11 protein-coding genes and 1 other RNA gene are annotated in these 13,074 nt (G+C 70.6%); 7 read left to right on the forward strand and 5 right to left on the reverse strand.

Going from position 1 to position 13,074, the window contains the following annotated elements:
* Nucleotides 1-31: 31 nt before the first annotated feature.
* The 7 genes from H7A73_RS08700 (at nt 32) to H7A73_RS08730 (ending at nt 5,595) form a co-directional block, all read left to right on the forward strand.
* Nucleotides 32-526, forward strand: a complete 495-nt coding sequence (locus tag H7A73_RS08700) for a GNAT family N-acetyltransferase (protein WP_209135479.1) — start codon at nt 32-34, stop codon at nt 524-526.
* 129 nt (nt 527-655) lie between these two features.
* On the forward strand, nt 656-1,765 hold the full coding sequence (gene prfB, locus H7A73_RS08705; protein ID WP_182065640.1) for a peptide chain release factor 2: 1,110 nt from the start codon (nt 656-658) through the stop codon (nt 1,763-1,765).
* A 61-nt stretch (nt 1,766-1,826) separates the two neighbouring features.
* A complete protein-coding gene (gene ftsE, locus H7A73_RS08710) occupies nt 1,827-2,582 on the forward strand; it encodes a cell division ATP-binding protein FtsE (protein WP_017888215.1) in 756 nt (251 codons plus the stop codon).
* The gene (gene ftsX / locus H7A73_RS08715; protein ID WP_027465852.1) at nt 2,579-3,493 is read left to right on the forward strand and encodes a permease-like cell division protein FtsX; all 915 of its coding nucleotides are present in this window, start codon (nt 2,579-2,581) and stop codon (nt 3,491-3,493) included. The genes ftsE and ftsX overlap by 4 nt, the downstream gene beginning before the upstream one ends.
* A 130-nt stretch (nt 3,494-3,623) precedes the next feature.
* Entirely contained in the window at nt 3,624-4,100 is a 477-nt protein-coding gene (gene smpB / locus H7A73_RS08720; protein WP_027465851.1) for an SsrA-binding protein SmpB, read from the forward strand.
* Between the two features lie 95 nt (nt 4,101-4,195).
* Nucleotides 4,196-4,572, forward strand: a transfer-messenger RNA (tmRNA) gene (gene ssrA, locus H7A73_RS08725).
* A gap of 162 nt (nt 4,573-4,734) precedes the next feature.
* Nucleotides 4,735-5,595 (forward strand): hypothetical protein, encoded by an 861-nt coding sequence (locus tag H7A73_RS08730; protein WP_182065627.1) that lies wholly within the window; start codon nt 4,735-4,737, stop codon nt 5,593-5,595.
* A gap of 15 nt (nt 5,596-5,610) precedes the next feature.
* Here the strand turns inward: H7A73_RS08730 and H7A73_RS08735 are convergent, their stop codons facing one another.
* From H7A73_RS08735 to H7A73_RS08755, 5 genes are all read right to left on the reverse strand, one after another.
* Complete coding sequence (locus H7A73_RS08735) at nt 5,611-6,915, reverse strand: LLM class flavin-dependent oxidoreductase (protein ID WP_182065628.1); 1,305 nt, start codon at nt 6,913-6,915, stop codon at nt 5,611-5,613.
* Nucleotides 6,916-8,301: an O-acetylhomoserine aminocarboxypropyltransferase/cysteine synthase family protein gene (locus H7A73_RS08740; protein ID WP_182065629.1), complete on the reverse strand. Its 1,386-nt coding sequence runs from the start codon at nt 8,299-8,301 to the stop codon at nt 6,916-6,918.
* An 86-nt stretch (nt 8,302-8,387) separates the two neighbouring features.
* The gene (locus H7A73_RS08745; RefSeq protein WP_182065630.1) at nt 8,388-9,101 is read right to left on the reverse strand and encodes a M50 family metallopeptidase; all 714 of its coding nucleotides are present in this window, start codon (nt 9,099-9,101) and stop codon (nt 8,388-8,390) included.
* A 163-nt stretch (nt 9,102-9,264) separates the two neighbouring features.
* Nucleotides 9,265-11,079 carry a glutamine--fructose-6-phosphate transaminase (isomerizing) gene (glmS, locus tag H7A73_RS08750; RefSeq protein WP_182065631.1) on the reverse strand — a complete coding sequence of 605 codons (1,815 nt, stop codon included), beginning with the start codon at nt 11,077-11,079 and terminating at the stop codon, nt 9,265-9,267.
* A gap of 423 nt (nt 11,080-11,502) precedes the next feature.
* The coding region (locus H7A73_RS08755; protein WP_182065632.1) for a helix-turn-helix transcriptional regulator at nt 11,503-13,074 on the reverse strand (1,572 nt) is incomplete at its 5' end.

Consider the following 13,074-nt stretch of genomic DNA (forward strand, 5'->3'; position numbering starts at 1 on the left):
ATCGTTGTGATACTTGGACATGCTCGAGTTGGTGAGACCGCAGACGGCGTTGTACGAGGCATGGGCCGAAGCGCATGCCGAGTGGGGGTCGGGCGTGCACGAGGACGGTTTCGGGATCACCGCCCACGACGACGTCGGCGACGAGGACGGCTTCCGCACCTGGGTGGGCCGACTGCACGCCAGACCCGGGGCGCTCTGGTGGATCGTCGAGGACGGCCGCGTCCTGGGCGGGATCGCGCTCCGGGCCCCGGGGGACGCGGCCGGCGTGCAGCGGTTCGGCCACGTCGGGTACGGGATCCGCCCGTCGGCGAGGGGCCGGGGCGTGGCGACGTGGGCGCTGGGCCAGGTGCTCGCGCACGCCTCGCGCGTCGGGATCGACCCGGTGGTCGCCGTCTGCCGCGATGACGACGACGGCTCCATCGGAGTGTTGGAGCACTACGACGCCGTCCTGTTGTCGACCGAGTGCCGCGGGGGCGTGCGGCTGCGACGGTACGCGATCGCCAGGTCGCACCGGAGGCCCGGATGACGAAGCGCCGCTCACCCGGGGCCGGGGCGGGGTGCGAGGCACGCGGAGAGGGACCGTGACCAGCGGGGCGGGCCCACACCGGGCCTCCCGGTCGGCCGAGTCGGACTCGCGCCGGTAGGATCGATGACCATGGTCGAACTGGACTTCACCGAGCAGCTCTCCGCCCTTCGCGAGACCTTCGGCAACATCCGCTCGGTGGTCGACGTCGACCGCCTGCAGCGTGAGATCGCCGACCTCAGCGAGCAGGCCGGGGCCCAGGACCTCTGGGACGACGTCGACCACGCGCAGCAGGTGACGAGCGCGCTCTCGCACCGCCAGTCGGAGCTGAAGAAGATCACCGACACCGAGCAGCGCATCGACGACCTCGAGGTACTGGTCGAGATGGCGAACGAGGGCGACGACCAGGAGTCCGCCGACGAAGCGCTCGCCGAGCTCAAGGCGATCCAGAAGATGATCGGCGACTTCGAGGTGCAGACGCTCCTCGACGGCGAGTACGACGACCGTCCGGCGGTCATCACGATCCGGGCTGGTGCCGGCGGCGTCGACGCGGCGGACTTCGCCGAGATGCTCCTCCGCATGTACCTCCGGTACGCCGAACAGCACGGCTACAAGACCACCGTGATGGACACCTCGTACGCCGAAGAAGCGGGCATCAAGTCCGCGACGTTCGAGATCGACGCCCCGCACGCGTTCGGCACGCTGTCGGTCGAGGCCGGCACCCACCGCCTGGTGCGGATGTCGCCGTTCGGTGCCGCGGGCAAGCGCCAGACGTCCTTCGCCGCGGTCGAGGTCATCCCGCTCATGCCGGAGACCGCGGTCATCGACATCCCCGAGAACGACATCCGCGTCGACGTGTTCCGCTCGTCGGGCCCCGGCGGGCAGTCCGTCAACACGACCGACTCCGCGGTGCGCCTGACGCACATCCCGACCGGCACCGTCGTCTCGATGCAGAACGAGAAGTCGCAGATCCAGAACCGTGCGGCCGCCATGCGCGTGCTGCAGTCACGCCTGCTCCTCCTCAAGAAGGAAGAGGAGAACGCGAAGAAGAAGGAACTCGCCGGCAACATCACGGCGAGCTGGGGCGACCAGATCCGCTCCTACGTCCTTGCGCCGTACCAGATGGTCAAGGACCTCCGGACGGAGCACGAGGTGAACAACCCCTCAGCCGTGTTCGACGGCGATCTGGACGGCTTCATCAACGCGGGCATCCGCTGGCGCAAGCAATCCGCCGCCGAGTAGGGGTTCGTGAGCCGCGCGCCTCGCTTGCTTTCCGAGCGGGGCGACCTACCCTGATCCGGTCATGATCAAATTCGACCAGGTCACCAAGGTCTACTCGGGCAACCCGAGTCCGGCGCTCGACAACCTCACCCTCGAGATCCTCAAGGGTGAGTTCGTGTTCCTCGTGGGCGCGTCCGGTTCCGGCAAGTCCAGCTTCCTGCGCCTCGTGCTCAAGGAGGAGAAGCCCACCAGCGGGCAGATCCACGTGCTCGGGCAGCGCCTCGGGTCCCTGGCATCGCGGAAGGTCCCCTACTTCCGCCGGAACCTCGGCGTGGTCTTCCAGGACTTCCGTCTGCTGCCGAACAAGAACGTGTTCGACAACGTGGCGTTCTCGCTGCAGGTGATCGGCAAGAGCAAGGGCTTCATCAGTGAGGCCGTGACCGACGTGCTGAAGCTCGTCGGTCTCGCCGGCAAGGCCACCCGCATGCCGCACGAACTCTCCGGTGGTGAGCAGCAGCGTGTGGCCATCGCCCGCGCCGTCGTGAACAAGCCGGCGATCCTGCTGGCCGACGAGCCCACCGGGAACCTGGACCCCACCACGTCCGCCGGCATCATGGCGCTCCTCGAACGCATCAACCAGGGAGGCACCACCGTGCTGATGGCGACCCACGACGCCAGCATCGTGAACCAGATGCAGCGTCGGGTCATCGAGCTCTCGAACGGCACCGTCCTGCGCGACGAACAGTCCGGCGGCTACCAGACCCAGGCCGTCCCGATCCAGCGAGGCACCGTGTCCAACACCACCGGCATTCAGACGATCCCGGGGCTCATCCGATGAGGCTCGGGCTCGTCATGTCCGAGGTCGGCTCGGGCCTGCGGCGCAATGCGTCGATGGTCGTCTCGGTCGTCCTCGTGACCTTCATCTCCCTGACGTTCGTCGGTACGGCGATCCTGCTCCAGATGCAGATCAACCAGATGAAGGGGTACTGGTACGACCGGGCGCAGGTCGCCGTCTACCTGTGCACCGACACCGACACCACGGGCAACTGCACCGGCGCGAAGGCCACCGCGGACCAGCGCGAGCAGGTCCAGGCGCAGCTCGACTCGTCGACGCTCAAGCCGTACATCGAGAAGACCTACTACGAGAACCAGGACCAGGCATTCACCCGGTTCAAGGAGCAGTTCAAGGACTCGGCGGCGACGGAGTTCGTCAAGCCGGAGTACCTGAACGAGACCTTCTGGGTGAACCTGAAGAACCCCTCGCAGGCCGACGTCCTGGTCGAGAGCCTGTCGAAGGTCGCCGGCGTGCAGAGCGTCGTCGATCAACGCGGGTACCTGCAGCCGATCTTCAACCTGCTCAACGCCTCGTCGTACACGGCGATCGGCATCGCGGCGCTCATGCTCGTGGCGGCGGTGCTGCTCATCGCGACGACGATCCGCCTGTCGGCGTTCAGTCGACGGCGAGAGCTCGGCATCATGCGGCTCGTCGGTGCGTCGAACCGGTTCATCCAGACACCGTTCGTGCTCGAGGGGGTGATCGCCGCCGCCATCGGAGCCGTCCTGGCCGGAGGCGCGATCACCGCCGTGGTCTGGTTCTTCGTCCGGAACTTCCTGGCGGAGCGCTTCACCGGCACGGCGTTCATCGGCATGGGCGACGCGGCCATCGTGGTCCCGGCGGTGATCGTGATCGGGGTGCTCCTCGCCGCGGCGTCGGCGTCGATCGCCATCCGCCGGTACCTGAAGGTCTGACGCAGCCAGCATCCGCGAACGGGCGGCGCGCCGGGAAGGTGCGCCGCCCGCTTCGTGTTGAGTAGTCTGTGGGGCTGCGCGGAACCACCCGTGCCGCGCACTGCACCGGTCACCATCGAGAGGAGTCGTCATGGCGAAGGAACGCGGGGAGAAGATCGTCGCGACGAACCGTCGCGCCCGGCACGACTACCTCATCGAGGACACGTACGAAGCGGGCATGGTCCTGTCCGGCACCGAGGTGAAGTCGCTGCGGATGGGGCGCGCGTCCCTGGTCGACGGGTACGCCTACATCGACGGTGGCGAAGCGTGGATCGACGCCGTACACATCCCGGAGTACACCGAGGGCACGTGGAACAACCACTCGCCCCGACGGAAGCGCAAGCTGCTCCTGCACAAGCAGCAGATCGTGAAGATCTCGCACAAGACCGCCCAGGGCGGCTACACCCTCGTGCCGCTGCAGATCTACTTCCACGACGGTCGCGCCAAGATCGAGATCGCCGTGGCGAAGGGCAAGCGCGAGTTCGACAAGCGTCAGGCCCTGCGCGAGAAGACCGACAAGCGTGAGGCCGAGCGGGCCATGCGCACCCGGAACCGCGTCGGCGAGTAGCGCCGATGCGCCTCCTCGGCTAGACTGAGGGACTGCTCCGACAGGAGCATTGGCAACTGAACAGCGTGACAGCGGCTCGCACGTCCGGCCCGCATGGGGATGATCGGTTTCGACATTGCCTGTGTGCCGACGGGAAGCGGGCCGAGGACCCACGGTTATCTCGTTAACGATCCGTGGAAAACAACAAGTGCCAATTCCAAGCGCACTGACTTCGCTCTCGCTGCGTAAGCAGCCCAGCACATGAAGTCCGTCGGCCAGGTGACCGTCTTCTAACCTGATCCCGGCGTCATCCAGAGGACTCGCTGCACGGTTGCGCCTCAGGGCCGTGCGGGACTTGCACTGAGACTGGGCCCGTCGTCCTAGAAGCCGGTAGCAAAGGACGGGGCCGAGCAGAACGAACCATCCGGATACGCCCGTAGAAGACGTCGAATTGCAGCGATGGACGGGGGTTCGATTCCCCCCATCTCCACCATTCGCCGGACGACGAGCCGCTGTCATGCTGCGCCACCTGAACGCCCCGGCACCGTCCCCTGGACAGTGCCGGGGCGTTCGCTGTTCCGCGACGTCCGAGGACTACGCTCCGGAGCAGGCGCGCAGAACACGCTCGCGTCGAACCCGAACGAGAGGTCAGCACGTGGTGCAGGAGATCGCGATCCGTGTCCGTCTGCGGGAGCAGGAACGAGTGGTGCTCAGCGAGTACGAGCGGATCGTCGGCTCCGTCGCCACGGTCGCCGCCCTCGCCGCATGGCTGCCGAACCCCGACACCCGCCTGATCGTGCGCGGTCGTGGTGCCGAACCGGTGCGGCTCGAGACCGTGACGTACGGCTCGGTGGTCGAGATGCTCGTCGTGCTCGACCAGCGCTCCGCCGGGGTCGAACGTGCCGCGGCCGCCATCGCCGCGCTCATCGAGTCGGTCCGCCACGAGCACGTCGCCGACGACGTCTCCGGCGTCGCCGGGGAACTCGATCGGCTCGACCGCGCTGCCCCGCGCGGACGTTCCACCGTGGAACGCGCGCTGCGCACGTTCCTTCAAGGGGCGCGGTCCGACGTCCTCGAGCGCAAGACGACCACCCGGGTGCGGACCGCGCAGGCGTTGCTCCGACTGGCCGAGGCGGACGCGGTCCTGTCGGTCGAGCGGGTCGCCGATGCCCTGGCACCGGTGCTCGAGGAGCACGCGGTCGACGTCGAGCTGGACACCGGCTCGGCAGTGGTCGTCGAGCCGATCGACGGGGTGGAGTCGCCGGAGGCCGTGTCGGCCGTCCTGCCGCTGCCGGCGGGTGCGAGCAAGGCGAAGTCGAAGAAGCAGGACGACGAGAAGAAGAAGTCCAAGAAGAAGAAGAAGAAGGACGACGACGAGAAGAAGTCCAAGAAGAAGGACGACGTCAAGAAGAAGTCCAAGAAGCAGGACGACGACAAGAAGAAGTCCAAGAAGCAGGACGACGACAAGAAGAAGTCCAAGAAGCAGGACGACTCCAAGAAGTCCAAGAAGCAGTAGCTCGCAGCCGCCCCGCTAGAAGTCGAACAGGTTCGCCCGGATTCCTCCGGCGCCGTACTCCCTTCGCAGGAGCCCACGGCGCCGGAGCACGGGCACCAGGTCGCCGAGCATCCGGTGGATCTGCGCCGGGTGCAGGTCGCCCGAGAAGATGATGCCGTCGTTGTCGGCGTCGCTGCCGAGCTCCTCGATGAAGTCCGCGAACTCATCGGCGGTCCCCACGAAACCCGAGCGTGACCGGATCCGCCCCTGCCGCGCCTTGCGGGTGAGCAGCTCGCGCAGCGGTGCGTCCGGGGTGTCCCCGAGCAGCCCGCGGATCGTGCCGGCCGAGACATGCTCGCCGAAGGTCCCGTCGGGCACCGGTGCGTCCAGGTCGAGCGCGAGCAGGTCGGTCTCGGAGTCACTCGACCACGCGATCGCCGCCGCACGCAGCGCGTCGTCGGAGGGGTGCTCGGACGCCGCGACGATGCGGTCGGCCTCCTCCTGCGAGGACACGATCACGGGCTTGAGCACGAACAGGATCCGCAGGTCCGCGGTCGACCGCCCTGCGGCTTCCGCAGCCGCGAGCACCCGGGCGCGGTAGTCCGTCACCGCGTCGGCGGACAGCGGCGCGAGCGCGAGCTGCACGTCCGAGTGGGTGCCGGCGAACGCGAGCCCTCGACCCGAGCCACCGGGGGAGACGACCACGGGGTCCGACGCCAGCGGCAGGGCGTTGAGCGGACCGTCCGCGGTGAAGTGGGCGCCCTCGTGGTGGAACGCGTCCAGGGCGTCGCCGTCCGCGAAGTGCCAGGAGTCCGGTGCGCCGACGTACGCGTCGCCCCACGAGTGCCAGAGCCGACGGAGCAGGGTGATCCACTCCTCGGCGCGGTCGTACGCCTGGTCGTGCGGCAGCGGCTGCAAGCCGGCGTGCCGTGCGCTGCCGACGTCGGTGACGACGTTGATGCCCAACCGGTCGGAGGACAGGTGCGCCAGGGTCGCGAACTGCCGGGCCGCCAGGTACGGCGGGGTGATCCCCGCGTTGACGGTCGGAGCGATGCCGATGTGCGAGGTGGCGGCGAACAGGTACGGGGCGAGCAGCAGGGGGTCGTGCTTCGGGCCGCCGTACGCCTGCCGGATGCGCAGGTCGAGGGTCGCGGGGGAGCCGAGCGAGACGGCGTCCTCGGCGATGACCAGGTCCATGCCGGCCTGCTCGAGCGTCCGGACGGACTGCTGGTACAGGTCCGGTTTCGTCCAGTCGTGCCCCCAGTCCCAGTCGGACCGTCCCCACGCCTGCGGGCCGAAGCCGCGCGAGAAGAAGTACCCGAAGTGCTGCAGCTCGGCCATTCAGCGCTCCTGCCGGTCGAGGGCCTGCCCACCGACTGCCGTGCGGTGCGCGTCCGACGCTCCTCGCGCCTCCAGGCCGGTGGCTGCGTCTGCGGACCGCACCGCGGCGAGCCCGCGTTCCAGGTCGCGGAGCAGGTCCGCGACGTCCTCGATGCCGACCGACAGGCGGATCAGGCCGTCGTCGATGCCCTGCTCGGCTCGCTCTTCCGGCGTGCGGCCGGCGTGCGTGGTGGTCGCCGGGTGCAGGATCAGCGAGCGGACGTCGCCCAGGTGTGTCATCCGGCTGAACAGCTGCACGGCGTCGATGAACGCCCGCGCGGCGGCTTCGCCACCGGCGAGCGTGAAGGCGAAGACGGACCCGGCCCCTCGGGGCAGGTAGCGTCGGGCGAGGTCGTGGAAGGGACTGGAGGCCAGGCCCGCGTGGTCGACGCTCGTCACCTCCGGCTGCTGGTCCAGCCAGGACGCGACGGTCAGCGCGTTCGCGCAGTGGCGTTCCACCCGCAGCGACAGCGTCTCGATGCCCTGCCGGAGCAGGAACGCGTTGAACGGGGACGGCGCCGGACCGATGCGTGCGGCGACGACGTCGCGGGCGAACACGGCGAACGCCCGGTTGCCGTACCGCTCGACGTAGCTCTCGCCGCCGAGGGACCGTTCGGGGCTGGTCAGGTGCGTCCAGCGCTCGGGGGCGGCGGTCCAGTCGAACCGGCCGCCGTCGACGACCACGCCGCCGAGTCCGGCTCCGTGCCCGGACAGGAACTTCGACGCCGAGTGCACGACGATGTCGGCACCGTGCTCGACCGGGCGCACCAGGTACGGCGTGGCGAGGGTGTTGTCGACGATCAGCGGGACGCCGGCGCGGTGCGCGGTCTCCGCGACGCCGGTGATGTCGAGGACGTCGTTCTTCGGGTTCGGGATGGTCTCGGCGAAGAACGCCTTCGTATTCGGTCGGACCGCGGCGGCCCAGGCGTCGAGGTCGCGGGCGTCGGTGACGAAGTCGACCTCGATGCCGAGCCGGCCGAGGTTCTGCAGCAGCAGCCCGCGGGTGCCCTCGTAGATGCTCCGGGCGCTGACGACGTGGTCGCCGGCCTGCAGTAGACCGAGGAACGCCACGGTCGCCGCCGCCTGACCGCTGCCGACCAGGATCGCCTGGACGCCGCGTTCGAGCAGCGCCACGCGACGCTCGACGTCGGCGTTCGTGGGGTTGCCGAGGCGCGTGTAGGTGTAGCCGTCGTCGGTGTCGGCGAAGCGGTCGCGGGCTTGGTCGAAGTCGTCGAACAGGAACCCGGAGGACATGTGGATCGCGGGGACGCGGGCGCCGTGCCCGGCGTCGGGCACGAAGCCGCCGTGCACCTGCTCGGTCGCGAAGCCGTGGTCGTCGGTCGCCATGGGACACCTCCGGGGGTCGTCTGGCGGTAGCCTCGCAGCCCCTCGGCGCGGACAGGCGATTGCGGCCCCCGGTTACGCGAGCAGCCTCAGACGAGCGAGCGGACCCCGGTGGCGACGGTGTCCCAGACCTGGAGCAGCGGCTCGCGCGCCAGCCACACGGCGACGGCGTTCACGACGACGAACAGCACGAACCACATGGACGCCGGCACCCGCATCTCGGCCGCGGCGATGTGGAAGTCCGTCTGCACCCGGGCGCCGGTGACCAGCCAGCGACCGACCTGCACCACCGAGCGCAGGCCGTCGACGACGAAGAACGCCCCGACTGCGGCGACCACCAGGACGGTGGCCTCGGACGGGCGCAAGGCCACCCACAGGGCGAGCGCGTCGAAGCCGAGCACGACGAGCAGGCCGAACCAGTTCCGGACGAACGCCAGCGCCACGAGCCCGATGATCGTCAGTACCACCACGGGCAGCCAGCGGGAGCCGTGCAGCACCCCGGTCACCAGGAGCACCCCCGCCCACAGGGGTGCGCTGTAGCCGGCGTACAGGTTCAGGATCCGGACGAGCCACCGGATGCCGCCGGGCACCCGGCCGAGCTGGACCCAGGCCTCGCCGGACCCGTCCGGGTGCAGCTCGATCCGCTGGATCCGGCCGCCGAACGGCACGACGACGATCGCGTGCCCGACCTCGTGCGCGATGGTCGCGGCGATGCGGGCCACCCGGCCGACGAACGGCACGAACGGCAGGACGGCGCCGACGAGGAGCGCGACGAAGACGAGGGGCGGGGCTGCGGTGGTCAAGTGACCAGCATCGCAGCCCCGCCCAGGAAGACCCTGCGGGATCGGCGTCAGGGGAGCACGGGCGTCGTCAGCACCACCGTGACCAGGACCACGGTGCCGGCGATCGCCAGGGCGGTGAGGACGGCGAGGAAGACCGTCAGGCGGTTCACGCGTCGGCGCCCGGCTATTCGACCGTCACCGACTTCGCGAGGTTCCGTGGTTTGTCGACGTCGCACCCGAGCTGCAGGGCCAGTTCGCGGGCCAGCATCTGCAGCGGTACGACGGCCTCGAGCGGACCCCACGGCGCGGTCATCGCACCCCAGGCCAGGTCGCCGGTGCCACGGCGGCCGAGCGCGGGGATGTCCGCGGACTCGCCGCCGATCGTGATGACGAAGCCGCCACGGGCCCGGACCTCGGCGATCGCCGACCGGATCTTCGGTTCACCGTGGTCGATGACGACCACCGGGGTGCCGTCGTCCACCAGCGCGAGCGGCCCGTGCTTGAGTTCGCCGGCTGGGTAGGCCTCGGCCCAGCGGTAACTGAGCTCCTTGAGCTTCAGGGCGCCCTCGGCGGCGTACGGCAGTCCGGCGCCGCGGCCGAGGAACAGGAAGCCCGTCGCCTCCTTGACACTCGACACCAGCAGCGGCATCCGCTCGGCTGACACCCGCGCGGCGTGCTCGATCCGTGCCGGCAGGTCGAGCAGCTCGTCGACGAGCACCTGCGCGCGCGACGGTTCGATCCGGCCGGAGGCGACCATCGCGGAGATCATCGCCGCGACGCCGACGACGACCTGCGCCGTGAACGTCTTCGTTGCGGCGACACCGATCTCCGGACCGGCGTGGCAGTCCAGCACGGCGTCGGCCCGTCGGGCGAGCGAGGAGTGCATGTTGTTCGTCAGCGCGAGCACCGGGTGGCGGTCCTCGAACCGGTCCAGGGCGCGGAGCACGTCAGCGGTCTCTCCGGACTGGCTGATCGCGACGACCAGGGTGCCCGGACCGAGCACGGCCTGGTCGGCCTCGCTCGCGACGACGATGTCGGTCGGCACGCCGCCGATCCCGCGCAGTGCGGTCGCGATCACCTGGCCCGCGTTCAGCGACGTGCCGCAGGCGACGATCGCCAGCCGGTGGAAGCCGGCCAGGCCGAGGCCCACCCACATGCTGCCGTCGGCGGTGCGGCGGGTCACCCGGTCCAGGATCGTCGCGACGACGTCGGCCTGCTCGTCGATCTCCTTCGCCATGTGGTCGGTGTGGTCGCCGAGGTCGAGCGCGGCGGCGGCGAACGGGGACGGCGTGGGGAACGGCACCGGCACCGTGATGCCGTCGGACGACCAGGTCCAGGCCTCACCGAGCTCCACGACGTCGCCGTCGCGCAGCGCCACGAACGTCTCGCACCACTCGGCGATCGCGCCGATGTCGCTCGCCACGAAGTCACCGCGGCCGGAGCGGGCGACGACGAGCGGCGAACGGTCCGCCGCCACGACCATGCGGCCGTCGCGGGCGTCCAGGACCACGATCGCCCACGAGCCCTCGAGCTGCGCCGTCGCGATCTGCACCGCGAGCATCAGGTCCGGGTCGACCGCCAGGGCCCGCTCGACCAGGTGCGCGATGACCTCGGAGTCGACGTCGGACCGGAAACGGTGGCCCTGGGCCTCGAGCATCTGCCGCAGCCGCTCCGCGTTCTCGATGATGCCGTTGTGCACGATCGAGATCCGGCCCGTGCAGTCGGCGTGCGGGTGCGCGTTCGCCTCGCGCACGGCACCGTGTGTGGCCCAGCGGGTGTGACCGATGCCGACGCCGGTGAGCGCGTCACCCGAGCGTGCCGCGACGAGCGTGCGCAGGTCGCCGACTCGGGAGACCGAGCGGATGGTCTCGGTGCGGCCGACGGCCGTCCGGACGGCGATGCCGGCGGAGTCGTACCCGCGGTACTCGAGTCGTTCGAGTCCGTCGAGCAGGTAGGGGGTCGCGTCGTCAGACACGCGGGCCGCGATGATGCCGCACATCGGCTGTCCCTTCGGGGGAACGAGGGTGGGTGGAACGGGGAGGTCGGGACTGGTGCGGCACCGACCGCCGTCGGGTCTGCCGCGCGTCCGGGGCCTCCCGGCCCGGGAACCGACGCCCGTCCTCGGATCAGGCGAGGACGGACGTCGGTGTCGTTGGGCCGAGGGGTTCGGGTACCGGACTCGGGTAGCGCGGGCTGGCCCCCGGGGGAGGGGCACGGCGGTCGGTGCAGGAGAAGCCTCACCCGCCGCCGACCGCACGGCAACACCCGTCGGACGCTCTTGCGGTTCCCCGCGTGCGGGGCACTCCGCGCTGCGGTCGCGTGCGGACTCCCGCAACCGCCGTGACAGCGAGCGGAGGGCGCGCGGACGGGAGGCCCGGTACCAGCTGGTACCGGGCCTCCTGTGCGTCCTGTGGTGCGTCTCCTACGTGAGCAGCGCGACCAGGTGCGATCGCGACCGCGCGCCGACCTTGCGGTAGATCTGCGTGAGCCGCAGCTCCACCGTGCGCTGCGACATGAACAGCGACGAGGCGATCTCGCGGTTGCGGTACCCCTCGGTGACCTTCTGCACCACCGCACGCTCCTCGGCGGTCAGCGACGTGAGCACCGCCGACGCGTCGGGGGCACTGCGCGGCGTCCCGGGGAACGCCGGCGAGAGCGCCGGTGCGGACCGGATCGACGACGAGCCCGTGCCGAACTGCGGCATCGCCGCAGCCGGTGCCGGCGTCACCAGCGGTCGACGCAGGCCGGCCGCCTCGTACGCCGCTGCGGCCGCCGCGCCGAGACGCGGACGTTCCGCCGGGTTGCCGACCGCGGCCAGCGCGGCGAACGTGCGAGCCCGCTCGTACTGCGAGTCGTGCGGCTGGAACAGCTCCAGCGCGCGGCGACGGGCCGGCTCGCGGGTGGTGTCGTCGGCGACGAGCGCGAGGCTCCGCGCCAGCACCAGGGCACCCCAGCGCCCGGGACGGGCATGGTGGTCCGCCGCCAGGCGGGCCGTGATCGTGCGCGCGTCGTCGATCCGTCCGAGGCGCACGTACGCCTCGACCAGGTCGCCGAGGTGTCGGAGCACCGCGGGGTTCCGGAGCGACCGACCGACGGCGTCGGCGGCCTCGAGCGCGGTGGCGGCCTCGTCGAGGCGGCCGTCGAGCAGCAGGACCTTGCCGCGAAGCGCGTGCAGCTTCGCCGTCGCTCCCCAGAGACGACTCGTCGATCGGTGCTCGAGGCACCGGTCCACGACGTCGAGCGCCTCGGCGGAACGGCCCTCGGCGAAGTGCCGCCACGCGACGGCGATCGCCCGCGAGGGCTCACGCAACCGCTCGGCGACGGACGAACCGGACTCCCACACGTCGATCGCGCGGAGCGCCTGCCGGAAGTTGCCGGAGCGCACCTCGTTCTCGGCCGTCAGGTAGCGGGCCGCCTCGGTCCACACCGCCGCGGTCTCCTGCCCCCGGGCGAGCACGAGTGCGAACACTCGTCGCGCGCTCCGGTAGCGCTCGCCGATGCTCAGCGCGTGGGCGAGGAGCAGCAGGGCCGGGTCCGACATCGCCACGAGCTCCGACGTCGCGAGCCCGTCGTGCAGCTCGGTGTCGGGCGGCAGTGCGCCGTCCACGGCGGCGATGAGCTCCCGCGCGGTCGTCGCGATCTCGAGGGTGTGCGCGGACGCCGACCCCTCGAGCGGTTCGATCCGGTGCAGCAGGTCCTTGGCCTGGTCGAGCTCCCACGCCTCGGCGCGGAAGCACGCCACCATGGCCATCAGCCCGGCGACGGCGTCCACCTCGGCCGGGTCGGTCGCGTCGACGGGGACGAGCAGCTCGTCCGCGTGCACGGCGTCACCGCTGAGGTACTCGGCCGAGTACTGCAGCCGGAGCCGGCGGACCTCGTTCGGCGTCGTCCGGAACGGACGGAGCGCCGCGAGGTACCGCGCGGCGAAGCCGAGCAGGCGCTTGCCGAGCATGGCCTCCGCGACCCCGAGGAGCGCGACGTGCTCGTCCTCGGT

The sequence above is a fragment of the Curtobacterium sp. ME12 genome, assembly GCF_903970855.1.
GTDB lineage: Bacteria > Actinomycetota > Actinomycetes > Actinomycetales > Microbacteriaceae > Curtobacterium > Curtobacterium poinsettiae_A.